The organism is Nonomuraea sp. SYSU D8015 (genome assembly GCF_008065375.1).
Classification (GTDB): Bacteria; Actinomycetota; Actinomycetes; order Streptosporangiales; family Streptosporangiaceae; genus Nonomuraea.
Genome location: NZ_VJYI01000007.1, coordinates 54,812 through 79,598 on the forward strand (window position 1 = coordinate 54,812; position 24,787 = coordinate 79,598).

The following is a 24,787-nucleotide window of genomic DNA, read 5'->3' on the forward strand; positions in this document are numbered from 1 at the left end:
CCATGCAGTGTGCATGGCCTCGGCGATGCTTTTTGCATGCCGGGGTCGTGTCGGCCGCACTGGCAGAGGATCCTCCCGTGGGCCAAGACTGAAGCATGGGCAACACGAGGGCGCGCGGCGACCTGGACGGCGGACCGGCTGAGCGCGACGGCGCACCACGCGAGGAGCCGGTGACGAGAGTCCTGGTCGCCGAGGACGTGGACGACGTGCGTGACACGCTGGTCGCTCTGCTCGGGCTGGAGGACGATCTCGATGTCGTCGCCGAGCTGGCATCCGGCGACCAGATCGTGCCGGCCGCGCTCCGTCACCGTCCCGACGTGGCGGTGATCGACATCGACCTGCCCCACGTGGACGGGCTGACCGCCGCGGCCGAGCTGCGCCGCCGACTGCCCGCGTGCCGCACCCTGATTCTGACCGGCCTCGCCAGACCGGGAAACCTCGACGACGCGGTGGCCGCCGGTGCGTCGGCGTTCCTGACCAAGGACGGCCCCGCGGACGGGCTCATCGACGCCGTCCGCAGGGTCGCACGCGGCGAGCAGCTCATCGGCCCCCCGCATCCCGAGCCCGAGCAGCCGCGGCCGGACGGGCGGGGCGGGCGCGGTCAGGACGGGCCGTAGATCGCCAGGAAGGCCTCTGCCGCCCGGTCTGCGAGGTAGGAGAGCTCCTCCGCCTCCGGCCGTGCCGCGGTGCCGGCGAACATCGCCTGGTTCAACGGCTTGTACATGACCAGCCCGGCGAAGTGGTAGGCGGCCAGAGTGGGGTCGGGCAGGTCGCGCAGCAGGCCGCGGTCGGCCATCCGCGCCAGCGCCTCGCCCAGCAGCACCAGCGACCGATGGAAGGCGCCCTTGAACCAGGCCCCGGAAATGTCGGGGAATCGGTCGGCCTCGGCGAGCACCAGGCGGCGTAGCTGGAGGAACTCGGGCTCGGTGAAGCTGTCGAGATACTGCTGCGCGAGAGCGCGCATGGCCTTCTGAGCGTCGGTGGCCTCGTCGAGGATGGTGGCGTAGGCCCGCATCAGCCCGTCCACCCCGCGCGTGTTGGTGCCGAGGATGATCTCGGCGAAGAGGTGCTCCTTGTCCTGGAACTGCTTGTAGACGGTCTGTTTGGAGACCGCGGCCCGGGCTGCCACCTCGTCCATGCTGGCGCCCAGGTAGCCGTGTCGCAGGAACACCTCGGTGGCCGCCTCGAGGATCGCCCGCCGTTTCCGTGCGGTGCGGCCTTCTGTCGCGTCGCTGTCGAACGCGCCGGGCCGGGGCCCGGCGGTGTCCACGTGTCGATCCACGATTCCTCCTCGATCTCAGGCGAAATCATACTAGACAGTTCCGTACTGCTGTGAGTACTGTGCCGTCTAGTTCCCAACAAGCGCGAGACGAGAGGCACGACCATGGGCACTGTCCGGTCCGAAGACGGCACCACGATCGCCTACGACGTGTGGGGTGACGGGGAACCGCTGATCATCATCGACGGCGCCACTGCTCACCGCGCCGTCAACCCGCTCAACGCCGAGGTGGCGAAGCTGCTCGCCGACGACTTCCGGGTCTACGCCTACGACCGCCGGGGGCGCGGGGACAGCACGGACACCAAGCCGTACGCGGTGGAGCGTGAGATCGAGGACGTGGCCGCGCTGATCGCCGACGCCGGCGCGCCGGCCACGGTGTTCGCCTACTCCTCCGGCGCGATCCTGGCTCTCGACGTCGCGGCGGCCGGTCTGCCGATCAACCGGTTGGCGCTGTTCGAGCCCCCGTTCGTCGTCGACGACAGCCGCCCGCCGCTGCCGGCCGACTACGTCGAGCGGCTCGACGCGGCCGTCGCCGCCGGTCGCCCGGGCGACGCGGTGGAGCTGTTCATGAGCGCCGCGGTCGGCCTTCCTTCCGAGGTCATCGAGGGGATACGGCAGAGCCCGATGTGGGGCCCCGTGGAAGCGGTGGCGCACACCATCGCCTACGACGGCCGGATCGTGGGCACCACCATGTCGGGCGCGCCCCTGCCCCGCGATCGCTGGGCCGCGATCGACGTACCCGTCCTGGTCATGCACGGCGACGGCACCTGGCCGTTCCTGATCACCGCGGCTCAGGCGCTGGCCGACCTCCTGCCCACGGCGACCCTGTGGCCGGTGCCGGGCGAGCAGCACAGCGTCGCCTCCGACGTGCTCGCGCCCGTGCTGCGGGAGTTCGCCCAGGTCCGCGCCGGTAGCTGAGGAGACCGGAGATGAGGAGGATCGTCGTCACAGAGTTCATCTCGCTCGTTCGCCGGCGCCTGGCCCCACTACCAGGGGCCCTTGGCCGACAAGTACAACAGCATGCCCAAGTACGTGGTCTCCAGGACTCTCACCGACCCGGAGTGGAACAACACCCGTGTGATCGCGGGGGAGGTGACCGCGCTGAAGCAGGAGGTGGACGGCGACCTCCAGGTGCCCGGCAGCATCCGGCTCGTGCAGGAGCTGATCGCGCACGGCCTCGTCGACGAGATCCGCCTGATGACGTTCCCGGTCATCCTCGGCACAGGCAGGCGACTGTTCGGTGAGACTCCGGACAAGACGACGTGGAAGCTGGCCGACTCCAAGGCGGTCGGCGAGGGCATCCCGATCACTATCTTTCGGCGGGCTCATACGGCACAGCCCTAATGGGGTGAAGCTCGCGAAGACGTCTTCATCTCCGTGGTATTTCGCCCTCAAGAGAGTGGGCTCCGCGAGTTCGAGCGGAAATGCTTTCTGGCGGATTTCCTGTGGCGCGGTGAACCGGGTACGGCGGAGGCAGGTCGCTCTGCCGCACCCGGTGCGCGAATTCCGCATTCGATTATTACCGCCGTGCCCAGAGGACCTTGCCGTCGGAGGTGCGGACGGTCAGGTTGCCGTCGTTCTGGACGTGTACGCCGGCGCCCTGGGTGCCGGTGTGCCAGAGGGGTTCGTTGTCGGCGGATCTGACGACGAGGTTGCCGTCGCGCTGCATGTGGGCGGCGGCGCCGGGGTTGCCGCCGGTGCCGGTGTGCCAGATGTGCTTTCCGTTGTCCAGCAGGACCAGGTTGCCGTCCAATTGCAGCCGCAACCTGTACCGGCCGTTGGCCGAATCGAGGTTCTGACCGGGCGCCAGCTTCTGGCCCGACCTCAACATCGCGCTCTGCACAGGGCCGGTCGCGCTCCTCGACGCCTCTGCCGCATGGGCCATGGCCGTGTTCCCGGCGACGAAGAAAGAGCCTGTGAGCATTGTGGTGGTGAGAGCGACTGTGCAGGCGCGTCGCATACCGTGCCGTGAAATTGACGACATTTTCCTTACCGATTTCTCAGTGAATGTGAACCCGGCCGGGCCGGCGGTTTTTCTGCCTGCGGCCCGGCAATGGGCGGCAGCCTAGCGCCTGGTTCCGACTTCCCGGCCGAATGTCCGGTTAATGTCCGGCATTTGTCTCGCAGCCGCACAGCTTGAATTCGCGGACGGCCGGTCAGCGCGTCGGGCCGAGGCGGGACCAGCTCCGCTCGTCGGACCAACGTGAGGCCGGGTCGATGTAGGCGCGCAGCAACTCACCGAGCTCTGGATCACCACGGCCGCGGAGTTCGTCGGCCGCGAGCCGCCGCGCGACCCCGGCCAGCACATCGGCCACCTGGACCCGCGGATCCGTACGCGAGTCCACCTGCCTGAAACGGAGGCGGCGGCCCGGTGGCAGGAGTTGCCGCTCGAGGCGGCGGACGCGCCGCTCGGTCAGGGCGGACTGCTCGTCGTGCACGATCGACACGTCGATCCCCCCGCCCCCGCTCCAATGGAGAATGGTCCTGGCGAGGGCAGGGATCAAGGGTTCCAGGGCCGGTTGCAGGACGTGGTGCTCGAGGAGCCGGGCCCGCGCCGCGTAGGCGACCGATCTCTCCCGCCGGAGCTCGTCGAGAATCGCGCGCACGCGGCTGCCTCCGTCGAGTGCCGCGAGCGTGTCGACCAGATCGACGAACGCGTCCACGGGCTCACGCACGTTGCGGGGCTTCCACGTCCGCAGGACGGCATTGGACGCTGCCAGGAAGGCTTGCCACCGATCATGGCCGAGCGCTTCGGGACCCTCCCGGATGAGCGTGGTCGCCAGTGCGGTGAGCCGCCGATCGGCGTCCATGCCGGCGCTGGCCGCGTCCGCGGACTGCCCGAGGACGAGGTCGAGGAGTCTGCCGACGACGAAGTAGGCCTTCTCGGTGAGATGGACGAAGGCATTGCCGTAGAGGGGCCCGGCTGGGCCGAGCAGACTCTTCACCCCAGAGCGTCGATCCGCGCGGAGCACATGCGACGCTTTGTACTCCCGCCTCACGTGCCCGGCGCGACCGCTGAGCCCGCGCAGGCACTCCGTGGCCGCGTCGACGCTCAGCCGCACACTGGCGTACGCGATGACGTCCGAGCTCCCGGCCACGAGGTTGGCACCCTCCCAGCCCGACTCGTCGCAGGCGATCTCGCCGACCGGCGCGATGGTGGGATGTGCCGTCTGCACGATGGCATCATCATCCCTTGATCCCCGCTCCCGCCACCGGGTTTCGAGCGCGGCGGCGGCGGTTCAGAGGCGTACCACCGCGGTGTGGGCGTGCCCGCGGCTGCCGCCGACTTCCACCTTGACCGCGCGCTTGGCCTTGCGCACGCTGCGGTCGCCTTCCTTGACCGATTTCACCGGCCAGGGCAGCTTGATCTTCACCTCGTCGGCGGTTCGGGAGGGGTCGGAGACGGCGAGCCGTGCCTGCTTGCGGTCGCGGCGGATCAGCAGCGTGCACGGGCCGTCGGCGGAGAGCGGTCCATCCGCGGTCTCGACGGTCCCCGCGCGCCAGAAGACGGCGGCGAGCAGGTTGTCGCAGGAAATGGCCTGCACAGTTCCGGAGTTGGCGAGGACCTTGATCCGCCGGCCGTAAGTGGCGGTCTGCGCGATGGAGGCCTCGGGCAGCACGGCATAGGCGTAGCGCGCCTTGCGCGGATCGACGCCGTGGTCGATGAGGATCGTCGTGTAATGCCTGGTGACGGGGGTCTTGTCGCCACCGGTGGTGGCGCCCTTGTCGATGTCCCGCCAGCGGCCGGTGCGCTTCTCGCGGATCACCTTCGCCTCGGCGCCGTCGAGCAGCGCGTAGCCGGCCGCACCGGACAGGTGGACCCAGCCGTCGCCCCGGGTCAGTGGCGGATGCCCGTCGTGGGTGTTGCGGTTCTCCACGATGGTCTCGATGCGGCGGCCATCGGAGGCGGTGATGCCGGTGCCGAGGGCGACCACCGCTTCATCGAGGAGGAACCACGCCTTCTTGGCCCGCAGCGAGGAGCCGTCGGCGATCAGCTTCATGGCCGCCACGCCGTACTCGCCGTCGAGTGCCACGCCGCCCGCCCACGAGGTGGGCGGCAGGCGGCGCTTGCCGTGCGGGAGATCGGCGCGCCTGCGGGTGTCGACCGTCGTGCCCGGCAGCCGGTACGGGTCGATCGTCGGCCACAGGTCGTCGTTCCAGTGGGTGAGGTCGCCGGTGTAGAGGTAGGTCATGCCGTCACCGGTGTACCAGCCGTGCAGGTTCTCCGCGTTCATGGCCTCGGCCGCGCCGATGCGCTCCGAGCTCATCGCGATCGCGTAGGCCCAGGTGGGACGGCGGTGCACGACCCGGTCCATGTCGGCGAAGACGTACGTGCCCGTCGTGCGCGGGCCGACCGGCACCGACGCATCCTCCAGCAGGGCCTTGGCCTTCGCGATGCTCGCCAGCGGTGCGAGCGTGTCGTAGGGGATGGCCTGGTTGCGGGTGAGCCAGCCTTTCACCAGTGGCCGCCAACGCCGGGCATGGCGCTTGGGCGCCGACTCCAGCAGGGTGAGGATGGCTTCGACCGCCTTCTGCCCCGAGTGGTGGTCGCGGTGGCCCTGCACCGAGATCTGCCGGCCGCGTACGCAGTCCATCATGAGCCCGTCGAAGATGAACGGCACGAAAGAGCGGTCCACGAGGTCGTAGACGTTCCCGATGTCGTCGATCTCCCACGGTGAACTCGCGAGCACGGCGATCAGCTTGGCCACGCCCTCCAGGTAGTCCACGCCGTAGCTGCCGTTGTAGGGGTACACGTCGTGCTGGATGAACGACCCGTCACGGTAGAAGCCGTCGCCAGGACCCGCGGTCGGCCGCAGCAGGTCGGAGACCGCGTCCCTGGCCCGCTTGATCAGGCGTGCGTCGTGGGTGAGCAATCCGCGCATCGCCACCGCCATGGCCTTGCCCGCGCGGTTGGCGCCGGTCTCGACGACGCCGGGGTGGCTGACGCGGCGCTCCGGGTCGGGGCACCAGCGGCGCAGTGGGCGCAGCCAGCGCTTGAGGCGGTCCTTGGGCAGGCCGTCGTACAGCAGGGCGCAGGTGTCGGTCAGCGAGCGGGGGACGCCGATCTCCCACCAGTACCAGTTGCTGCCCTGCCGGTCGAGCCCCTCGTGGTAGGCGTGCTCGTACAGGAAGTCCAGCGCCATGACCGCGGTCTCGGCGACCTGCCTGTCTCCGTGCATGGCGGTGCCCGGCGTGGCCCAGCCCAGCGCCAGCGTGCGCATGCGGTTGTAGGCGCGGTTGAAGTTGCCCGTCCCGGGGTCGCCGAGCGGCAGGTCGGGCCACAGGCTCGGGCGGTCGGGGTCGGGCTTCAGCTTGCGCAGCACCGCGTTGGCCGAGCCCTCGACCGCCTGCGTCCTGTCGGTGTAGGCGGGGTTGTACGGCCCTCCTGCCAGCAAGCTCACCCACCGCTCGCGCGCGGCGTCGAACGCGGCGGCGCCGACCGCCTCGGCCGGTCTGTCCCACAGGGCGAGGCCGGCCACGGCCGCGGCGCCCAGCAGGGCGGACCGCCGGCTGAGGGGGTGGGTCATGGAGGCCCTTCCGACAATTGGGCAAATACCAGATGAAAAGATCTTATGCCGACAGTCGGGTCGATATTTCAGCTCGGCGGTGGGCCGGCGCACGAACGTCACCGGCCGCCTGCACGGTACCCGCCTCGGGCGGTGCCGGCCCAGGCACTGCCCTCCGGCCTCAACCCACCGCTCGCTTCACGAGCTCGCCGATCCTCGCCTCGCCGGCGGCGGTCAACTCCGTCAGCGCGAAGGCCGTCGGCCACATGGTGCCGTCGTCGAGCTGCGCCGGGTCGTTGAAGCCGAGGGTCGCGTACCTCGTCTTGAACTTCGCCGCCGGTTGGAAGAAGCAGACTATCTTGCCGTCCTTGGCGTAGGCGGGCTGCCCGTACCAGAGTTTCGGCGACAGGGTCGGCGCGCTGGCCTTGATGATGGCATGGACCCGCTCGGCGATGACCCGATCCGCCTCCGCCATCTCGGCGATCTTCGCGAGCACGTCACGCTCGCCGTCGGCTTTGGCCGCGCGCGAGCCGCGGCGCGCGGCCGTCTTCAGCTCCTGGGCGTGCTCCTTCATCGCGGCTCGTTCCTCGTCCGAGAATCCGTCGAACGTCCTGGTGGCCTTCTTCGTGTCCGTCACTGGGTTTCCTTTCGATATGCGTTGTCGTGCGAGGGCGCGGGCCCGTCAGCCCCAAGCGCCGGCCATCTGGCGGGTCGTGGCGTTGAGCCGGTTGAACAGGTTGGTGACGCCGATCATCAGGACGATCGCGGCCAGCTGCTTCTCGTCGAAGTAGGTGGCGGCCGCGTCCCAGATCTCGTCGTTCACCGCGTCGGGACGATCGGCCAGCCGCGTCGCGGCCTCGGCCAGCGTGAGCGCCGCCCGCTCCTCCTCGGTGAAGTACGGGGTCTCCCGCCACGCGGCGACCGTGGCCAGCTTCTCGTCGCTCACGCCGGCCTTGCGGGCCGTCTTGGCGCCGGCGTCGACGCAGGCGCTGCAGCCGTTGATCTGGCTGACCCGCAGATGCACCAGCTCCAGCGTCTGCTCGTCCACCCCACCGGAGTGCACGGCCTTGAAGATCTGCTGGATGGGCTGCATCGCGCCGGACAGGACGACGGCGGGGTTCTGCATACGAGGCTGCATGTCGGTGTTCTCCTCTTCCGGGTCGGTGCCCCGTTCCCCCCCCCGGGGCGTGACTCCATCTCAGCCGGGCGGGCTTACCATGACCACGGCGGTGGGACACCGTGGGACACGTGAAACAGGCTCGACCAGCGGCGACCCGGCCCGGGAAGTTTCCACCGGGGTGGGACAGGGAGGCGGGGAGACGATGGTTGTGCAGCAGCAAAGGACGGCGAAGGCCGACCCGCAGGACGAACTGGCCGCCCGGCTGCGCATGCTCCAGGAGCTGTCCGGGCGCGGCGTACGGGCCCTCGCACGGGACACGGGTCTCAGCTCGTCGTCGCTGTCGCGCTACCTCAGCGGCCGGACGGCGCCGCCCTGGTCCGCGGTGATCGCGCTCTGCCGCCTCGTCAAGCGCGACCCCCGCCCACTGCGCCCATTGTGGGAACGCGCCTCGAACCCGCTGCCGGCGCCCCCGAAGACCAGCCGCCAGGTTCAGCCGCCGTCTCCGCCCGCCGGCGCCCCGCGCCCGCCGCGCAACGATCTGCCGCGTGACGTGCCCGATTTCACCGGACGCCAGGCTCAGCTCGCCGCCGTGCTCGCCACGGTGGTCACCAGCCGGGTGGTCGCCATCGACGGCATGGCCGGCGTCGGCAAGACCTGCCTGGCGGTGCACGCCGCACACCGGCTCGCCGCCGACTACCCGGACGCCCAGCTCTATCTGGACCTGCACGGCTTCACCGACGGGCGTCAGCCCCTCGATCCCGATCCCGCCCTGCGGACCTTGCTCGCCGCGCTCGACGTCCCCTCCGAGAAGATCCCGCAGGAGGGCGGCATCGAGCCGCTGGCCGCCTGCTGGCGCTCCGAACTGGCGAGCCGGCGGGCCGTCGTGGTCCTCGACAACGCCGCCGACGCCGACCAGGTCCGCCCGCTGCTGCCCGGCGCCGGCCCCTCCGTCGCCCTGATCACCAGCCGCAACCGGCTGCTGGGCCTGGACGAAGTGCCCCCGGTGTCGCTGGACGTGCTGACCCCCGAGGAGAGCGCGGAGCTGCTGGCCCGCGCCAGCGGCGACCCCAGCGGCCCCGACGGCCGGCTGGCCCGCGACCCGGAGTCCACGGCCGAGGTGCTGCGGCTGTGCGGCAACCTGCCGCTGGCCCTGCGGCTGACCGCGGCCCGGCTGCGACACCGGCCGGGCTGGACGGTGGGCATCCTCGCCGAGCGGATGCGGGAGGGCGCGAACGAGTTCGACACCGCGTTCGCCATGTCCGTGCGGCAGCTGGACCGGGGTCGGCGCCGCTTGTTCCGCCTGCTCGGCCTGCTGCTCGGCTCCACCTTCGACGAGTACGTGGCGGCGGCGCTGGCGGACGTGCCACTGCGCAGCGCCCGCGCGATGCTGGAGGACCTGCTCGACGCGCACCTCGTCCAGCAGCCGGCGCCCGGCCGCTACCGGCTGCACGACCTGGTGCACCAGCACGCGCGCCGGGCCGCTGAGGAACGGGACTCGGCGGCGGAGCGGGAGCAGGCCCTGGGCCGGGTGCTCGACTACTACGTGCACGCGGCGGCCGCCGCCGACGCCGCGATGCCGCTCCTGTCGCGCAGCCGGGTGGCCTCCGCGGGCCCGCCCCCCGCCGAGCTGCCGCGGTTCACCGACAAAAAAGCGGCCCTCATGTGGTTCGTCACTGAATACTCGAACCTGATGGCCGCCTTCGAGGTGGCGGTCGCCACCGGGGCCGACGCCCATGTGTGCGAGCTGCCGCGCTTCATGCGGGCCTACTTCGCACGGCGTTGCGGCACCACGCACCTCAACGTCCTCTTCGAGCGGTCCCTGGCCGCCGCGCAGCGCCTGGGCGATCCGCTACAGCTGGCCGAGGCGCACAGCGACCTGGGTTTCGCCCGGTACAACGCGGGCCGGATGGCGGAGGCCGACGCCGCCTACGAGGCGGCGGCGCCGCTGGTGTCCCAGACGGGCGACACCTGGGCCGAGGCCGAGCTGACCATGCGCCGCGGCTACCTGAGGTGGGACGAGGGGCGGGTCGAGGAGCCGCTCGAGCTCTTCCGGCTGGCGGGCAAGCTGTACACGCAGGCCGATTGCCCGATGGGCGCAGCCCACGCGACCGCGTACGAGGCCTGGGCGATGCTGCAGCTGGGACACCGCGAGGAGGCCGCGCGCCTGGCCCGGCAGGCGCTGGACATCCCGCACACCGACCCCGCGTCGGCGCTCCCGCTGACGGCCCGGATCACCCTCGGCGTGGCCATCGCCCATGAGGAACCCGCCGAAGCGGCGGAGCACCTGCAGGAGGCGCTGGCGCTGGCCCGCGAGGACGGGCACAAGCACAACGAGGCCTGGTGCCTCAACTGCCTGGGCGTCGCCCTGCGGCAGATGGGCCGCTACGAGGAGGCGCTGGCCAGCCATCGGCAGGCGTTCGCGCTGCTGGACGAGCTCTTCGAGGAGCACTGGAAGATCCACTTCCTCAACGGCTACGGCGAGACCTGCCGGCTGGCGGGCCTGCCCGAAGAGGCCCTGCGGCTGCACCGGCAGGCGCTGGAGCTGGCCCCGAAACTCGGCAACCGGTACGCCGAGGCCCTGGCTCACGAGGGGATCGCGACCGTGCTCGACGCGACGGACCCGGCCGCGGCAGCCGAGCACCGCGCGGCGGGACAGGCCGTCCTGCGGGAGCTCAACCTCGGAGCCTATTGATCACGCCGCCGGTCACCGTGGTCAGGCCAGGGTCTCCGGGGCGGCCAGGGCCAGGCTCGCGGCTCCGAGGGCGTGCTGGGCGTCGCTCCAAGGACGGACGATCACTCGAACGCGATGGGCGGCGGTGACCTGGCTGGTCCGCATCGCGGCGGAGAACCCCGGTTCCAGGCCCGGCCAGAGGACGTGATTCTCGCCGATGACCGTGATCGTGGGCGTGCCGAGCAGGTTGACGACACCGGCGACGGCCCGCCCGAGGATGGCGCCGATCTCGGCGAGGAGGTCCGCCAGCCCCGGCTCGCGGGAGGCCCACCGCGCGCGGAGCTCCTCGATGGTGGTGGCCGCCTCGGCGAGGCCTCTGCGGCGGGCGGCGCGCAGGATGCCGTGGTCGCTCGTGAACGTCTCCAGGCACCCCCGGGCGCCGCAGGCGCAGCGCGGTCCGGTGGCGGCCACCGGCGTGTGGCCGAACTCGCCCGAAAGCCCGCTCGGGCCGCGGTGCACCCGCCGGTGCAGGACCGCGCCGAGCCCGACTCCGTCGCCGATCCCGAGCACCAGGAAGTCGTCGTGCTCAAGCCCTGTCCGGTAGAGGAGCTCCGCGGTGGTGCTGGCCCTGAGGTCGTTGTCGACCAGCACCGGAATCGCCAGCTCGGCACGCAGCCGTTCGCCGAGGGGAAGGTCGGTCCAGCCGAAGCGGGGACAGAACCGGATGAAACCGGTGGCCGGGTCAACGGAGGACGGGGTGGCCACCCCCACGGCCTTGAGCCTGGAGCCCACGACCGGGTCGGCCAGCCGGTGGTTGATCACCGCCAGTAGCTGGGGGATGGGGTCGGCGTGACAGTCGAACGGCGATACATCGGATGAGATCATGCGGCCGTCGAGTCCCGCGACGACGGTGACGAGGTGGTCGGTGGCGACCCGTACGCCGACGGTCGCGGCGGCTTCCGGCACCACCTGTAGCGGGATGCGGGGCCGCCCGACCACGCCGGCCTGCGGGGCGAGAGTCCGCAGGTAACCGGAGGCCAGCAGGCGCCGGGTGTGTTCGTGCACGGTCGCGTCGCCGAGTCGGAGGCGGGTCGCGATCTGGCGGCGGTCCAGGGCGCCCGCGGTGCCGAGAAGCGCCAGGATCTCGACACGGGTCAGATCGCTACGAAGGTGGATTCGGTGGGCAGTCATCGGATATTTCCTACTTCGATCTCATTGACACTACAGAGCGCGACGCTTATGTTTCACCATAATTAACTCGGCCCCGAGCTTATTGGAGCTGCGATGGGCAGGTGGATGCGTGGCGGCCGGCGATCATTAGCGGCCGCGGTAGCGGTGGTCATCGCGGGGGGACTCACGGCCGGTTGCGGGGGCGACGGCCAGGAATCGTCAGGAGGAAGCAAGGCAGGCGACGGCACGGTGACGCTCACCTGGTCGATGTGGGCGTCCGGCACGGAGGACCGCGACGCCTGGCAGAACGTGGCGGCCGCGGTCACCAAGAAATACCCGAACATCAAGGTCACGCTGGAGACCTCGCCGTTCGAGGACTACTTCACCAAGCTCGGCACCCGACTGGCCGGCGGCAGCGCGCCGTGCGTCGTCTCCATGCAGAGCCTGCGCACGGGCGGCTACGTCAGCGGCATGCGTCCACTTGACGACCTGATCAAGAAGAACGGCCTGGACACCGGCGACTTCGACTCCTCGATCATGGCTGGGCTCGCCTCGGGCGGCAAGCAGTACGCGTTGCCGTACGATCTCGGCTCGCTGGTCATCACCTACAACAAGGACATGTTCGAGGCGGCCGGTGTGCCCGCGCCGAAGGTCGGCTGGAGCATGGCGGACTTCGAGTCGGCGGCCAAGAAGCTGACCACCGGCGGCAAGTACGGCTTCGTGGCCTACCCGACGGACCTGAACATGTTCTCGATGATCCTGTCGCGGACAGGCGCGGAGCCGGTGGACGCATCCGGCAAGCTCGACCTCACCTCCGGGCCGATGACGACCGGATTCCAGTGGTTCGCGGACCTGGCGGCCAAGGCGGGGGTCGCGCCCAAGGTGCCCGGCGTGGACAACGACTTCCCCGACACCCAGTTCCTCAACGGCAACGCGGCGATGTGGGTGAACGGGCCCTGGGCCGTTCTGTCGCTCAAGCAGCAGGCCAAGTTCGACGTGGGCCTGGCCACCATCCCCGCCGGTCCGGACGGGCCCAAGACGTACTCGGCCGGGTCCGGCTTCGGCATCTCCCAGTCGTGCCCGTACCCGGACGAGGCGTTCAAGGCGATCAGCGTGATGACCAGCGCCGACGTGCTGGGGCAGCTCGGCACGCTCGGGCGCGCCTATCCGGCGCGCAAGTCCGTCCAGGGCAAGTGGTACGAGAACGCCTTCGAGGGCGCCAAGGACGTCATCGACGCCGCCAACGCCTCGGCGAAGCCGTTCCGGGCGACCGCCAACTGGGATCAGGTCAGCAAGCTGCTGGCCCAGTACGGCGTGCCGGCCTTCAACGGGCAGGCCACGGCGGCGGACGTCCTCAAGCAGGTGCAACAGCAGGCGCCGGCGTAGGGAAAGGCCTGGAGCCCGGCTCCGCCATCGACAGGAGTGACGTGTACGACGACGCCATACCCCGACGGGGGGCAGGCGCGCGCGAACGGCGTGCCCGCCGCCTGCGCGGCGACGGAAGAGTCGCCGCCCTGTTCGCCGCGCCCAGCCTGATCGGGTTGACGCTGTTCACCCTCTTCCCGATCGTGATGTCCTTGGTGATCGCCTTCTTCCGCTGGCCCGCGGTGGGCGCGCGCGCCTTCACCGGGCTGGGGAACTTCGCGACGCTGTTCGCCGATCCCGTGTTCCGGCGGACGCTGTTCAACACGTTGCTGTTCGTGGTGCTCTACCTGCCGCTCAACCTCGTCGTGTCGGTGGGACTGGCCGTGTGGATCTCACCGCGCATGAAGGGCCGCAAAGTGCTGCGGGTGGTGTTCTTCCTGCCCGTGGTCACGCCGATGGTGGCCAACGCGGTCGTCTGGCGGATGGTCTACCAGCCCGGCGGGCTCATCGACGGCTCGCTCCACGCCGTCACCGGCGTGCACGCGCCGAACTTCCTCGGCGAGCAGGGCTGGGCCATGTTCGCCGTCGTCGCGATGAGCGTGTGGCAGGGGTTCGGGTACAACATGCTGGTGTTCTCGGCCGCGCTGGACGCCATCCCGCGGCAGCTCGTGGAGGCGGCGCAGATCGACGGGGCGGGGCCGTGGCGGCAGTTCTTCCGCATCACGCTGCCGATGATCTCCCCGTCGATGTTCTTCGCCACGACCATGACGCTCATCACGTCGTTCCAGGTCTTCACCCAGCCGTTCCTGCTGACCGGCGGAGGTCCTGGCATCGACACCGAGACCCTCATGATGTTCGTCTACAACCAGGGGTTCTCCGTCTACCAGTTCGGACTCGCCTCCGCCGCGGCCTGGATCCTGTTCGTGCTGATCCTGGGCGTGACCGCGGTGCAGTTCGCCGGCCAGCGCAGATGGGTCACCTATGATGTCTGACCACGTGCACCCCCTTCCGGCCTACCCGTGGGCACGCAGGATCAGGGTGGTCGTCTCGCATCTCGCGCTCTACCTGGTGGCCGCCGTCTTCCTGTCGCCGCTGGTGTACATGGTGGCCACGTCGCTGAAGCGCGCGGACGAGGTGTTCGGGTCGCCGCCGAGCCTGATCGGGTCGGTGGTCCGGTGGGAGAACTACCGGGAGGCGTTCGAGTTCCTGCCGTTCGGGCGCTTCGTGATCAACGGCCTCGCCGTCGCCGTCTGCGGCACCATCGTGGTGCTCGTGGCGTCGAGCATGTCGGCGTACGCCTTCTCGCGGCTGCGCTGGCGCGGTCGCGACGGCGTCTTCCTGGTCTTCCTGTCCACCCTGATGATCCCCCAGGAAGTGCTGGTCGTGCCGATGTTCATGCTGATGCGCTGGTTCGGATGGGTTGACTCCTACCAGGCGCTGATCTTCCCCTGGGCGTTCACCGCCTTCGGGACGTTCATGCTGCGCCAGTTCTTCCTGACCATCCCCGAAGAGATCGCCGAAAGCGCCCGCATCGACGGCGCGGGAGCGGTGCGCGTCTTCACCCGCATCATGCTGCCGCTGGTCAGGCCCGCGCTCGCGGTGCTGGCGGTCTTCACGTTCATCAACTACTGGAACAGCTTCCTGTGGCCGCTGATCATCATCAACTCGGTGGACGAGAAGGCCACGGTGCCGCTGGGCCTGCAGCTCTTCTTCGGGCAGCAGGGCACCCAGTGGAACCTCGTCATGGCCGCGTCCATGATCTCCATGGCGCCCACCGCGGCGCTGCTCATCATCCTGCAGAAACATCTCGTACGCGGGATCGCGACCACCGGTCTCGGCGGCCGGTGATCCTCGAATCTTTCCTGGAAGGAACCTTCGTTGCAGCACCACGCCTGGTTCTCAGAATCCCGGTTCGGCATGTTCGTGCACTGGGGCCTGTACTCTCTGGCCGCCCGGCACGAATGGGTGAAGAACCGCGAGCGCCTGACCGATGAGGACTATCAGCGGTACTTCGACCACTTCGATCCCGACCTGTACGACCCGGCGGAATGGGCGCGGCTGGCCAAGGATGCCGGCATGCGCTACGTCGTCGTCACGACCAAGCACCACGAAGGCTTCTGCCTGTGGGACTCGGCGTACACCGACTACAAGGCGACGCGCACCCCATGCGGTAAGGATCTGATCGCGCCGCTGGTGGAGGCCGTCCGGGCCGAAGGGCTGAAGGTCGGTTTCTACCACTCGCTGATCGACTGGCACCACCCGGAGTTCCCCGTCGACTCCCTCCACCCTCAGCGCGACGACGAGGCGTACAAAAGCGCCGCCGCGGGCCGCGACATCTCCAAGTACGCCGACTACCTGCACGCTCAGGTGCGCGAACTGCTCACCGGGTACGGCCGTATCGACTACCTGTTCTTCGACTTCTCCTACAAGGAGGGCGGGGACTGGGGCGGCAAGGGCGCCGACGACTGGCGCGCGGACGAACTGCTCGCGACGGTGAGGGAGCTCCAGCCGTCGATCATCGTGAACGACCGGCTCGGCATCCCCGGCGACTTCGTCACGCCCGAGCAGTACCAGCCCGCCGGGCCGATGACCGTCGACGGCCGCGAGGTGCCGTGGGAGGCGTGCCAGACCCTCAACGGCAGCTGGGGGTACGACCGGGACAACCTCGACTACAAGTCCCCGGACCTGCTCGTACGGATGCTGGTCGACAGCGTCGCCAAGGGCGGCAGCCTGCTGCTCAACGTGGGCCCGGACGGGCGCGGCCAGATCGACCCCCGCGCGCGCCGGACGCTCGGTGACATCGGCGCCTGGATGCGGCTGAACTCCCGCTCCGTCTACGGCTGCGGGCCCAGCGCCTTCACCGCGCCCCCCGACTGCCGCTACACCCAGCGTGGCGATCGGCTCTACCTGCACGTGTTCGCCTGGCCGTTCGGCCACCTCCACCTGCCGGGACTGGCCGGGCGGGTGAAGTACGCCCAGTTCCTGCACGACGCGTCAGAGATCCGCACGCGGGTCATCGACCCCGGCCAGAAGGCCGGCCTCACGACGATGGGGGCCCCGGCTCCGGACGCCCTGACCCTCGACCTGCCCGTGCAACGCCCCGACGTCGCCGTACCCGTCATCGAGCTGTTCCTCTGATCTGCAAAGACAAGGGAATGATCATTGTCGGCCGGCTACAGGGCAGGGCGGCCGGGGTAGGCCCACACGGGCCAGGCCCGCGACCGACGAGCGGGCGCGCGTGCTCGCTCGACGGGGGAGTGGCCGGTGAAAGTCGTCGTCGACCTGACGCGCTGCCAGGGATACGGGCAGTGCGCCTTCCTCGCGCCGGACGTCTTCACCATGCGGCAAGAGGCGCTCCTGTACGATCTCGAGCCCGGCGACGAGCGGCGCGAGCAGGTGCTGCGGGCGGCCGCCGCCTGCCCGGTCCAGGCCGTCCATCTCGACTGGACGGCGACGTGGCACGCCGCTGAGCAGCCCGCACCGCCGGCCCGGAGGAACACCGACGGCCGCATCGTCATCGTCGGGGCCTCGCTGGCCGGGGCGCGGGCCGCCGGTGTGCTGAGGCGGGAGGGCTTCACCGGGTCGCTGACGGTGATCGGTGGCGAGAGCCACGAGCCGTACGACCGGCCTCCCCTGTCCAAGCAGGTCCTCACCGGGCAGGTGCCGCACGACCACACCATGCTGCCCCACCTGCGCGAGGTCGACGCCGAGTGGCTGTGGGGGGCCCAGGCGACGGCGCTGGACGTGGCCGGCAAGCGGGTGCGGCTGGCCGACGGCCGCGAGATCGGCTTCGACCGGGTCCTGCTGGCCACGGGCACCCGCGCCCGGCCCTGGCCCAACGAGGCCGAGGCCGCGCTGGAGGGCGTCCACACGCTGCGCACCCTGGAGGACGCCGCCCGGCTGCGGCAGGCGCTGGCGGCGCGCCCGCGCCGGGTGCTCATCCTCGGCGCGGGATTCACCGGCTCCGAGATCGCCTCCGTCTGCCGCGAGCTCGACCTGGAGGTGACGGTCGTCGAACGCGGCCCGGCCCCGCTCGTCAGCGCGCTGGGCGGCGTGATCGGCGACGTGGCGGCGCAGATGCACCGCGAGCACGGCGTCGACCTGCGGTGCGACACGACGGTCACGGCCCTGGAAGGCGACGCGGACGGGCGGCTGCGCGGAGCCCGCCTGTCGGACGGCAGCACAGTGGAGGCCGAGGTGGCCGTCGTCGCACTCGGCTCCATCCGCAACGTCGAGTGGCTGCGGGACTCCGGGCTGGCCGCCGGCGTGTGGGGCGTGGCCTGCGACGCGGGCTGCCGCGCCGTGGACACCAACGGCCTGGTCACCGACGACGTCTTCGTTGCCGGCGACATCGCGCGTTTCCCGCATCCGCTCTACCAGTACCAGTTCATGACGCTGGAGCACTGGGGCAACGCGGTCGCCCAGGCCGAGATCGCCGCCCACAACATGGTCAGCGACCAGGCGCACCGCTGGCCGCACCTGTCGGTGCCGGTGTTCTGGTCGAGCCAGTTCGGGGTCAACATCAAGTCGGTCGGCGTGCCGACCTTCGCCGACGAGGTCGTCATCACCCAGGGCTCGACGGCCGAGCGCCGCTTCGTCGCCGTCTACGGGTACCGGGGCCGCGTCACCGCGGCGGTCACCTTCGACCAGGGGCTGTGGCTGGAGTTCTACCAGCGGCTGATCGAGCGGGCCGCGCCGTTCCCGCCCGAGTTCCGCCACGTCGACCGGCGGGCGGGCGTGGGGCCCGTACCCGCCCGCGTCCCTGAGCGGCTGGTCGCCACTGCGGGGGCGACCGTCGTGGTGACCGGTCATGATCCGGCGGAACGCCGTGCCTCGCTGCTGCACGCGCCGCAGAGTTGACCACCCCCGCAGGAGAGCCCCGAAGAAGGAGTGCAGGCCATGACATCGCGCAGCGTCTTCGAGCGGATCCTGGACCCCTCGGGCCGTGCGGACCCCTACCCGCTCTTCGCCGAGCTCCGCAAGACCCCGGTGGCGCGGCAGGAGGACGGCACCTATGTCGTCAGCACGTACCGCGAGATCGTCGAACTGCTGCACGACCCGCGCGTCAGCTCCGACCGTCGCAACCTCGGCTCCACGGCCGAGGCGCCGGACGGCGCGCCCTCGTTCATCGGGCTGGACCCGCCCGAGCACGACCGGCTGCGCCGCCTGGCCATGCGCCACTTCGGGCCGCCGCATTCGCCCCGCATCGTCGACGGGCTGCGCCCGGCGATTCTCGCCCTCACCACCGAGCTGATCGACGGCATCGCGGGCGAGCGCCGGGCCGACGTCGTCGACGAGGTCGCCTACCCGCTGCCGGTCGCGGTGATCTGCCGGCTGCTCGGCGTACCTCAAGAGGACGAACCGCAGTTCCACGCCTGGGCCGACCAGATCATCGAGACGCTCGGACCGGGGGAGGAGGACCGGGCCGAGAGGGAGCGGGAACGCCGGGCCGTGGGACTGAAGCTGGAAGGCTACCTCGCCGAACTCGCCGAGGCCCGCCGGGGGCAGCCAGGGGAGGACATGCTGTCCGGGTTCGTCACTTATCGCGGTCCCGAGGGCGGCATGACGCCGCAGGAGGTCGTCTCCACCGCCGTGCTGCTGCTGATCGCCGGCCACGAGACCACCATCAACCTCATCGCCAACGGCATGCTGACCTTGCTGCGCCACCCGGACCGGATGGAACGCCTCCGCGCGGAGCCCGGCCTCATCGTCCCCGCGGTCGAGGAGCTGCTGCGGTACGAGCCGCCCGTACAGCTCGTGTCCTCGCGGGTCGCCCTCGACGACATCGACATCGCGGGCACCACCATCCCGGCCGGATCGCCCATCGTCCTGGCGCTGGCGGCGGGCAGCCGCGACCCGGCCCACGTGGCCGATCCCGACCGCTTCGACCCCTTCCGCGCGCGCAACGAGCACCTGGGTTTCGGCGGCGGCGTCCACTACTGTTTCGGCGCGCCGCTGGCCAGGCTCGAGGCCCAGATCGTGCTGGGCGAACTTGTCCGGAGGCTGCGCAATCCCCGGCTCGTCGCCGATCCGCCGCCCTACCGGCCGAGCCCCGTCCTGCGTGGGCCGCGCCACCTGCTGATCGGGTTCGACGGTGTCGAACCCGATGGTCAGCCATATACGCGTAAAAGAGAATGAACCTCTCCAGGTTCGGTGCGAGGCTGGGCTCGTGAGCGACACGCAAACCGTGGTCCTGGTCGAGGGAGCCAGCGACAAGTCGGCCGTCGAAGCATTGGCCGAGCGCCGTGGCCGGAACTTGGCGGCCGAGGGCATCTCCCTCGTGGCGATGGGCGGCGCCACGAACATCGGGACGTATGTCGGCAGGTACGGCCCTCCCGGTCGCAATCTCCGGCTGGCCGGTCTGTGCGACGCCGGGGAGGAAGACGACTTCCGGAGGGGTCTCGAGCGCGCCGGCCTTGGATCCGATCTCAGCCGGAGCGATCTGGAGGCGCTCGGATTCTTCGTGTGCGTCGCTGACCTGGAAGACGAGCTGATCCGCGCCCTCGGCACCGCCGCGGTCGAGCGCGTCGTCGATGCCGAGGGCGAGCTCAGCTCTTTTCGCACGCTCCAGAAGCAACCCGCATGGCGCGGGAGCACCACTCACGATCAGCTGCGCAGGTTCATGGGATCAGGCAGTGGCCGCAAGATCCGCTACTCAGGCCTGCTCGTCGCGGCACTCGATCTCGATCGCGTGCCGCGGCCGCTGGACATGCTGCTGGCCCACCTGTGAGGCAGCCGGAGACGGTGATCGCCGGCAGCGCACGGTGATGGTCAGATCCAGACGGGCAGGTCGGCGTAGCGGGCGCCGAAGCCGCGTCGACCCCACCTGGGATCCGGTCGACGTGATGACCCTGATCACGCAGCTCGCCAGCGCCTGGATCGGCCAGCCCGAACTCGCCGCCCTCGCCCAGCACGCCGCCGCCGACACGTCCCTCGCCGCCCGCCCCCCGCCGTCGTCCGCGCCGTCCGCACCCTCTTCCCGCCCCGCACCGCCTACGGCGCGTGAGCGGCGCCGCGCGTAGTCCTGCGGCTCAGCGGGAGGTGGAACCTTGTGTGGTGCTCGAAGTCAGCGACAGGGCTGAACCCCAGGCGCTCAAGGACGGCGACACTCCTGGAATTGCCATGCGTCACGCCGGCGAACACGTCGGTTGCGCCAAGGACGGCGCGTGCGAAATCGATCAACGCACTGCAGGCGACCGTCATGTAGCCCTGGCCGGTGGCTGCTTCGTCGAGCCAGTAACCGATTGAGTACCGGGGTGGATCCACTGGGTTGAGATCCGCTCTGCCGATGAGCCGATCGCTCTCCCACACGCCGTATCTGATGTTGCGGTCGGACGGGCTCGTGAAGGAGGTCGTGACGGATTCGCGCGTGGCGGTCTTGATCTCCTCGTAGTCCCCGTTGCGGGTCAGGTGCTCACGGTTCCTCGCGATGAGGTCGTAGTAGGCGTCTGCGTCGGCCACGGTGAGCGGTCGCAGGGTGAGCAGTGGCAGGGGTGTCCGAAGGACGGGCAATCCGGCTGGGCATGGTGAACCGTCGGCCACGGTGAGGACCGTAGTCACCGCGACCCCAAGGCCGCAACCGACGGTCCCGGTTTCGAAAGAGGGCCGGCCACCCTAGGGCGGCCGGCCTTTCGTGCTGGTTCGGTCAGTGTCCGTTTGCGAGGTCGTCGGAGCGTCCGGCCTCCAGACGGGACCACTGGGCGGTGGGACGTCCGTTGGTACGGGAATAGTCGCCGGTGATCTGCGGCCAGCCGTCGGGCGAGTCCTCCCACGGCTCCTGCCGCCCGTACACGGTCCTGTCCAGCAGAGCGTAGGTCTGGTCCATCGCCTCGACGCCCCGGCCGGTCGTCCAGTAGGTCTCGAAGACCCGGTCGCCCTGCCGCAGGTAGCACGCCAGCATGAACGGGCCGCGCCCCGCCATCAGCACGTCGATGGACTCGGCCGCGGAGTACCACGGCACGTCCCAGCCCATGAAGTCGCGGTAGCGGACGCTCTCCTCGTACGGGCCCTGGCACAACGTCGCATAGGTGACGTCGCGCGCGTGCAGGTAGGACAGCTCGCGGACCTGGCTGTTGAAGAACGTGCAGCCCTCGCACTGCTCGGCGGCCGGGTGGCCGGTGTGCCACATGTGGAAGTACGCGATCAGCTGCCGGCGGCCCTCGAACACGTCGAGCAGCGTGACCGGCCCGTCCGGGCCGATCAGCTTGGCGGTGGCGTCGACCTCCACCATCGGCAGCCGACGGCGAGCAGCCGCGATCGCGTCGCCTTCGCGGGTGTGCGCCTTCTCCCGGATCCGCAGAGCGTCCAGTTCGGCCTGGTAGCGCGCTCGATCGGTGATCTCGGGGGCCGGCGCGGCGGTATCGGTGTTCACGATGTTTCCCTTCGTCTCCGGTGGACTTTCGCCCCACCGACGAAGGCGGCCGGACCACATCGACATCGGCTGGAAAAATCTCAAAGTTCTTCGAGCCGGCTGATCAGGTAGCGGCGCTCGGTCTCGGTCGGTGCCAGCTTCAGTGCCTCCTCGTACGCCGCTTTGGCCTCGCCTGGACGACCGGCCCGGCGCAGCAGATCGGCCCGGGTCGCGGGCAGCAGGTAGTAGCCCTCGAGCCGGCCGGACGCCGTCAACCGGTCGACCATGGCCAGGCCGGCCGGGATGCCGTCGGCCATCGCGACCGCCACGGCGCGGTTGAGGTCCACGACCGGGGACGGCGCCAGCCGGGCCAGCTCGGCGTACAGGCTCGCGATCTGCGGCCAGTCCGTCCTCGCCGCGTCCGGCGCGGTGGCGTGGCAGGCGGCGATCGCGGCCTGCACCTGGTAGGGCCCGGTACGCCGCATCGCCAGCGCCTGGTCGAGCATCGCCACCCCCTCGGCGATCAGCGCCCGGTTCCACCGGGACCGGTCCTGGTGCTCCAGGGTGACCAGCACGCCGTGGGCGGTACGCGTCGGGCGCCGCGCCTCGTGCAGCAGCATCAGCGCGAGCAGCCCGCGCGGCTCGGGCTCGTGCGGCATCAGCCGGACCAGGACACGGGCCAGCCGGATGGCCTCGGCCGTCAGCCCCCGGCGTGCGTCCTCCTCGTCGTAGCCCTCGTTGAAGATGAGGTAGAGCACCGCGAGGACGCCGGCCAGCCGTCGCGGGAGGAGCTCGGCAGGCGGTACGCGGTACGGGATGCCGGCCTCGGCGATCTTGCGCTTGGCCCGGACCAGGCGCTGCGCCATCGTGGGCTCGGCCGTCAGGAAGGCTCGGGCGATCTCGGCGGTGGTCAGGCCGGCCAGCGTACGCAGGGTGAGCGCGACCCGGGCCGGGAACGGCAGCGCCGGATGACAACAGGTGAAGATCAGCCGCAGCCGCTCGTCCGGGATCTCCTCGACCGGCGACTCGCCGGGGTCGCCGGCCAGCACGGCGAGCTGGCGCAGCTTGGCCGCACCGGCGGCGTCGCGGCGCAGCCGGTCGATGGCGCGGTGGCGGGCGGTGGTGGTCAGCCAGGCGCCCGGGCGGTGCGGCACGCCGTCTCGCGGCCAGGTCGCCAGTGCGGCGGCGAAGGCCTCCTGCGCGCAGTCCTCGGCCAGGTCCCAGTCGCCCGTCGACCCGATCAGGGTCGCGACCACCTGACCCCACTCGTCCCGGAACGCCGCGTCGACGGCCGCCCGGACCCGGTCGTCGGCGCCGTCGTCCGGGCCGTCGTCCGGCGAGGTCATTCCCAGACGGGGCGGATCTCGATGCCGCCCCAGCGCGCGTACGGGTGACCCGCGGCGATCTCGATCGCCTCGTCCAGGTCCGCGCACTCGACGATCACCAGGCCGCCGACGAAGTCCTTGGTCTCAGCGAACGGCCCGTCCGAGACCAAGGTCTCACCGTCACGGACCCGGACCGTGGTCGCGTCCACCACGGGACGCAACCGCGCGCCGACGAGCCTGCCGCCCCGCCGGTCCAGATCCGCCAGCCAGGCCTGGTGCACCGGATCGGCCGCGAGTTCCTCGTTGCTCGGCGAGTGCGTCTCGTCATCACAGATGAGCAGCACGTATTTCATGCGGTCGATTCTGCCCGACCAGCGTTGTGCGGAATCGCCCGCGGACACCGGGCCACGGCCAGACGATAGTCCCCGTCGGCGGTGAGGAGCTTCCGGTGCGTGTCCTCCGCGGTGATGACGCCGTCGTCCAGGACGAGGACGAGGACGAGGACGCGGTCGGCGGCGATTGCTTCGGCGTCGGTGAAGTCGTCGGCGCCCTCACCGTCCCGGCAGGTGACGACCCGAGCCGGCTACTTCCACTCCGTGACCAGATATCGGCGAGACGAGAGTCAACATCGACCGCACAAGCCACCCGTGGCCGTCGTCGGCACCATTGAGGCCAACCGGCTATTAGGGAAGATCCGAGCGCTGTCGTCGGTCACGAAGTCTCTCCAGCGCGTCCGCGATCTCGCTGACCTGCTCAGGCTGCCGGGTGCACCAATCTGAGACATCGTTGAACCATCGGTTCCAGACGGAACCGACAGTGTTGGCGGTGATCTCTTCCTCACCGCACACGAGGGTGGTGAGATCACCCACCTCGGGGTCGTACTCGTCTTCAGGAGACCCCATGCCCAAAAGACCTTCGGGGTCGTACCGGTTGATCAATGCACGGACAGCAGCGGCCACCTGATCTTCAGTCATGACTCCAGCATGCCGCAGTACAGCGCCCGTTATCTGAGGTAGTCAAGCGAACTGGCTGGTCAGCCGCCTGGGGGTCGTTCAGGCATGTAAGGCGAGGAGGCTGCTCGCGTTCGGCGCGCAGATGGATGGTCGAGAGGTCTATCAGCCGCGTGAAAAGACCCCTCCGGACTGGTGGGTGGCAACAGCGTTTGTCGGTCAAGCCGCTGCGTTAGCGGTGTCGCCGGTACTGCAGTTCTAGGATCCCGTTGCTGGAGGCGGTGCTGGAGACCAGGTCGAGCTGGTAGGACTTGGGGACGACGTCGAACAGCCGGGTGCCCTCGCCCGCAACGTAGGGGAACATGCTCAGCCGGAGCTCGTCGATCAGGTCGAGCCGCATGAGCGACCGCCAGAGGCTGACGCCGCCCCAGACCACGATGTGGCCGTCGCCGCCCAGCCTGAGCTTGTCGATCTCTTCTGCCGTGTCACCAGCGGCGATAGTGGTGTTGGCCCAGTCGGCCGTCTTCAGGGTCCGGGAGAAGACGACCTTGCGCCCGGCGTTCAGGATGTCGGCGAACGGGTGGTCGGTGGAGGTGGTCATGGCCCCGGCGATGCCTTCGTAGGCGGTGCGGCCCATGATGTGCGCGTAGGCGCTCTGGAGAAAGTCGAGGTGTGCCGGGTCGTCGGGCTGACGGTTTTCGGGCAGGTCGAAGCAGAACTTCCAGAACTCGGTGCCCTCGTCGGCGAGAAGGCCGTCGAGGGAGTAGTTGAACACTGTCGCTATCAGCTTCCGCATGATCAAACTCCGTGGTCTCGGGTCGTCTGGGGACCGTGCTTGCTAGAGGAACGTGCGTTGTCCCGGGCCGCAGCGCTCGCGTGGCCGCGGCGTCTGTGGCCTGTCTCCAGTGCTTTAGACACCAATGGCGCCCGGAAGTCATCGGTGCCCGGTCAACTGACTGGTTGCCCGGTAAGGTACCGGGGCGTCTACTCGCGCCGCTGTCGATCGCGGCGGTGCCGCACATGCGCTGGGCCGCAGGTCGGCTGAGTGCT

Annotated in this window: 24 protein-coding genes and 1 pseudogene; 12 read left to right on the forward strand and 13 right to left on the reverse strand. The window is 70.1% G+C overall.

Translation table 11 applies throughout. The features are described 5' to 3' along the window. Positions 1 to 95 precede the first annotated feature (95 nt). Positions 96 to 617, forward strand: a complete 522-nt coding sequence (locus tag ID574_RS28215; RefSeq protein WP_223167147.1) for a response regulator — start codon at positions 96 to 98, stop codon at positions 615 to 617. Here ID574_RS28215 and ID574_RS28220 read toward each other — a convergent pair. Continuing rightward, positions 602 to 1,282 carry a TetR/AcrR family transcriptional regulator gene (locus ID574_RS28220; protein ID WP_223167148.1) on the reverse strand — a complete coding sequence of 227 codons (681 nt, stop codon included), beginning with the start codon at positions 1,280 to 1,282 and terminating at the stop codon, positions 602 to 604. The genes ID574_RS28215 and ID574_RS28220 overlap by 16 nt on opposite strands. 102 nt (positions 1,283 to 1,384) lie before the next feature. Here ID574_RS28220 and ID574_RS28225 point away from each other — a divergent pair, with 102 nt between their 5' ends. Continuing rightward, complete coding sequence (locus ID574_RS28225) at positions 1,385 to 2,197, forward strand: alpha/beta fold hydrolase (RefSeq protein WP_188192013.1); 813 nt, start codon at positions 1,385 to 1,387, stop codon at positions 2,195 to 2,197. A 60-nt stretch (positions 2,198 to 2,257) separates the two neighbouring features. After that, positions 2,258 to 2,623 (forward strand): annotated as a pseudogene (locus tag ID574_RS28230) (dihydrofolate reductase family protein); the annotation flags it as partial. A 175-nt stretch (positions 2,624 to 2,798) separates the two neighbouring features. Here the strand turns inward: ID574_RS28230 and ID574_RS28235 are convergent. The 5 genes from ID574_RS28235 to ID574_RS28255 all read right to left on the reverse strand — a co-directional run bounded on the left by ID574_RS28235 (position 2,799) and on the right by ID574_RS28255 (position 7,924). After that, a complete protein-coding gene (locus tag ID574_RS28235) occupies positions 2,799 to 3,164 on the reverse strand; it encodes a hypothetical protein (protein ID WP_223167149.1) in 366 nt (121 codons plus the stop codon). A 271-nt stretch (positions 3,165 to 3,435) separates the two neighbouring features. Beyond that, positions 3,436 to 4,455, reverse strand: a complete 1,020-nt coding sequence (locus tag ID574_RS28240; protein WP_188192016.1) for a hypothetical protein — start codon at positions 4,453 to 4,455, stop codon at positions 3,436 to 3,438. 63 nt (positions 4,456 to 4,518) lie between these two features. After that, positions 4,519 to 6,807, reverse strand: a complete 2,289-nt coding sequence (locus ID574_RS28245) for a polysaccharide lyase 8 family protein (RefSeq protein WP_188192017.1) — start codon at positions 6,805 to 6,807, stop codon at positions 4,519 to 4,521. Positions 6,808 to 6,967: 160 nt separating this feature from the next. Next, entirely contained in the window at positions 6,968 to 7,360 is a 393-nt protein-coding gene (locus ID574_RS28250; protein ID WP_188192340.1) for an iron chaperone, read from the reverse strand. Positions 7,361 to 7,468: 108 nt separating this feature from the next. Further along, entirely contained in the window at positions 7,469 to 7,924 is a 456-nt protein-coding gene (locus ID574_RS28255) for a carboxymuconolactone decarboxylase family protein (RefSeq protein ID WP_188192018.1), read from the reverse strand. A 184-nt stretch (positions 7,925 to 8,108) separates the two neighbouring features. Here ID574_RS28255 and ID574_RS28260 point away from each other — a divergent pair, with 184 nt between their 5' ends. Next, the gene (locus tag ID574_RS28260; protein ID WP_223167150.1) at positions 8,109 to 10,598 is read left to right on the forward strand and encodes a tetratricopeptide repeat protein; all 2,490 of its coding nucleotides are present in this window, start codon (positions 8,109 to 8,111) and stop codon (positions 10,596 to 10,598) included. Positions 10,599 to 10,619: 21 nt separating this feature from the next. On the opposite strand, the gene ID574_RS28265 is transcribed toward ID574_RS28260, so the two are convergent. After that, positions 10,620 to 11,768: an ROK family protein gene (locus ID574_RS28265; RefSeq protein WP_188192020.1), complete on the reverse strand. Its 1,149-nt coding sequence runs from the start codon at positions 11,766 to 11,768 to the stop codon at positions 10,620 to 10,622. Between the two features lie 228 nt (positions 11,769 to 11,996). Between ID574_RS28265 and ID574_RS28270 the strand changes: the two genes are divergently transcribed. From ID574_RS28270 to ID574_RS62910, 8 genes are all read left to right on the forward strand, one after another. Continuing rightward, positions 11,997 to 13,133, forward strand: coding sequence for an ABC transporter substrate-binding protein (locus ID574_RS28270; protein WP_188192021.1), 1,137 nt, complete (start codon positions 11,997 to 11,999; stop codon positions 13,131 to 13,133). A gap of 41 nt (positions 13,134 to 13,174) precedes the next feature. Next, positions 13,175 to 14,104 carry a carbohydrate ABC transporter permease gene (locus tag ID574_RS28275; RefSeq protein ID WP_223167151.1) on the forward strand — a complete coding sequence of 310 codons (930 nt, stop codon included), beginning with the start codon at positions 13,175 to 13,177 and terminating at the stop codon, positions 14,102 to 14,104. Between the two features lie 4 nt (positions 14,105 to 14,108). Next, positions 14,109 to 14,960 carry a carbohydrate ABC transporter permease gene (locus ID574_RS28280; protein WP_223167152.1) on the forward strand — a complete coding sequence of 284 codons (852 nt, stop codon included), beginning with the start codon at positions 14,109 to 14,111 and terminating at the stop codon, positions 14,958 to 14,960. Positions 14,961 to 14,990: 30 nt separating this feature from the next. Next, positions 14,991 to 16,250, forward strand: a complete 1,260-nt coding sequence (locus ID574_RS28285) for an alpha-L-fucosidase (protein ID WP_188192022.1) — start codon at positions 14,991 to 14,993, stop codon at positions 16,248 to 16,250. A gap of 126 nt (positions 16,251 to 16,376) precedes the next feature. Beyond that, positions 16,377 to 17,972 (forward strand): FAD-dependent oxidoreductase, encoded by a 1,596-nt coding sequence (locus ID574_RS28290; RefSeq protein WP_188192023.1) that lies wholly within the window; start codon positions 16,377 to 16,379, stop codon positions 17,970 to 17,972. Positions 17,973 to 18,011: 39 nt separating this feature from the next. After that, positions 18,012 to 19,250, forward strand: a complete 1,239-nt coding sequence (locus tag ID574_RS28295) for a cytochrome P450 (protein WP_188192024.1) — start codon at positions 18,012 to 18,014, stop codon at positions 19,248 to 19,250. A 49-nt stretch (positions 19,251 to 19,299) separates the two neighbouring features. Continuing rightward, entirely contained in the window at positions 19,300 to 19,842 is a 543-nt protein-coding gene (locus ID574_RS28300) for a TOPRIM nucleotidyl transferase/hydrolase domain-containing protein (RefSeq protein ID WP_223167153.1), read from the forward strand. A 115-nt stretch (positions 19,843 to 19,957) separates the two neighbouring features. Then, complete coding sequence (locus ID574_RS62910) at positions 19,958 to 20,134, forward strand: hypothetical protein (RefSeq protein WP_442939333.1); 177 nt, start codon at positions 19,958 to 19,960, stop codon at positions 20,132 to 20,134. Here the strand turns inward: ID574_RS62910 and ID574_RS28310 are convergent. The 6 genes from ID574_RS28310 to ID574_RS28335 all read right to left on the reverse strand — a co-directional run bounded on the left by ID574_RS28310 (position 20,106) and on the right by ID574_RS28335 (position 24,533). Further along, complete coding sequence (locus ID574_RS28310) at positions 20,106 to 20,672, reverse strand: GNAT family N-acetyltransferase (RefSeq protein WP_336245551.1); 567 nt, start codon at positions 20,670 to 20,672, stop codon at positions 20,106 to 20,108. The genes ID574_RS62910 and ID574_RS28310 overlap by 29 nt on opposite strands. Positions 20,673 to 20,757: 85 nt before the next feature. Next, complete coding sequence (locus ID574_RS28315; RefSeq protein WP_223167155.1) at positions 20,758 to 21,483, reverse strand: DUF899 family protein; 726 nt, start codon at positions 21,481 to 21,483, stop codon at positions 20,758 to 20,760. Positions 21,484 to 21,563: 80 nt separating this feature from the next. Beyond that, positions 21,564 to 22,808 carry an RNA polymerase sigma factor gene (locus tag ID574_RS28320; RefSeq protein WP_188192027.1) on the reverse strand — a complete coding sequence of 415 codons (1,245 nt, stop codon included), beginning with the start codon at positions 22,806 to 22,808 and terminating at the stop codon, positions 21,564 to 21,566. Beyond that, positions 22,805 to 23,140 carry a YciI family protein gene (locus tag ID574_RS28325; protein WP_188192028.1) on the reverse strand — a complete coding sequence of 112 codons (336 nt, stop codon included), beginning with the start codon at positions 23,138 to 23,140 and terminating at the stop codon, positions 22,805 to 22,807. Before ID574_RS28325 ends, ID574_RS28320 begins: the two co-directional genes overlap by 4 nt. 330 nt (positions 23,141 to 23,470) lie before the next feature. Beyond that, positions 23,471 to 23,761 (reverse strand): hypothetical protein, encoded by a 291-nt coding sequence (locus ID574_RS28330; RefSeq protein WP_188192029.1) that lies wholly within the window; start codon positions 23,759 to 23,761, stop codon positions 23,471 to 23,473. Positions 23,762 to 23,969: 208 nt separating this feature from the next. Then, positions 23,970 to 24,533 (reverse strand): dihydrofolate reductase family protein, encoded by a 564-nt coding sequence (locus ID574_RS28335; RefSeq protein ID WP_188192030.1) that lies wholly within the window; start codon positions 24,531 to 24,533, stop codon positions 23,970 to 23,972. Between the last annotated feature and the right edge of the window lie 254 nt (positions 24,534 to 24,787).

Bases quoted from the DNA above. Each gene is read 5' to 3' on its own strand.
- ID574_RS28215 (WP_223167147.1), top strand. From the start codon at position 96: ATGGGCAACACGAGGGCGCGCGGCGACCTGGACGGCGGACCGGCTGAG.
- ID574_RS28225 (WP_188192013.1), top strand. From the start codon at position 1,385: ATGGGCACTGTCCGGTCCGAAGACGGCACCACGATCGCCTACGACGTG.
- ID574_RS28235 (WP_223167149.1), bottom strand. From the start codon at position 3,164: ATGGCCCATGCGGCAGAGGCGTCGAGGAGCGCGACCGGCCCTGTGCAG.
- ID574_RS28245 (WP_188192017.1), bottom strand. From the start codon at position 6,807: ATGACCCACCCCCTCAGCCGGCGGTCCGCCCTGCTGGGCGCCGCGGCC.
- ID574_RS28250 (WP_188192340.1), bottom strand. From the start codon at position 7,360: ATGAAGGAGCACGCCCAGGAGCTGAAGACGGCCGCGCGCCGCGGCTCG.
- ID574_RS28255 (WP_188192018.1), bottom strand. From the start codon at position 7,924: ATGCAGCCTCGTATGCAGAACCCCGCCGTCGTCCTGTCCGGCGCGATG.
- ID574_RS28260 (WP_223167150.1), top strand. From the start codon at position 8,109: ATGGTTGTGCAGCAGCAAAGGACGGCGAAGGCCGACCCGCAGGACGAA.
- ID574_RS28265 (WP_188192020.1), bottom strand. From the start codon at position 11,768: ATGACTGCCCACCGAATCCACCTTCGTAGCGATCTGACCCGTGTCGAG.
- ID574_RS28295 (WP_188192024.1), top strand. From the start codon at position 18,012: ATGACATCGCGCAGCGTCTTCGAGCGGATCCTGGACCCCTCGGGCCGT.
- ID574_RS62910 (WP_442939333.1), top strand. From the start codon at position 19,958: ATGACCCTGATCACGCAGCTCGCCAGCGCCTGGATCGGCCAGCCCGAA.
- ID574_RS28320 (WP_188192027.1), bottom strand. From the start codon at position 22,808: ATGACCTCGCCGGACGACGGCCCGGACGACGGCGCCGACGACCGGGTC.
- ID574_RS28325 (WP_188192028.1), bottom strand. From the start codon at position 23,140: ATGAAATACGTGCTGCTCATCTGTGATGACGAGACGCACTCGCCGAGC.
- ID574_RS28330 (WP_188192029.1), bottom strand. From the start codon at position 23,761: ATGACTGAAGATCAGGTGGCCGCTGCTGTCCGTGCATTGATCAACCGG.
- ID574_RS28335 (WP_188192030.1), bottom strand. From the start codon at position 24,533: ATGCGGAAGCTGATAGCGACAGTGTTCAACTACTCCCTCGACGGCCTT.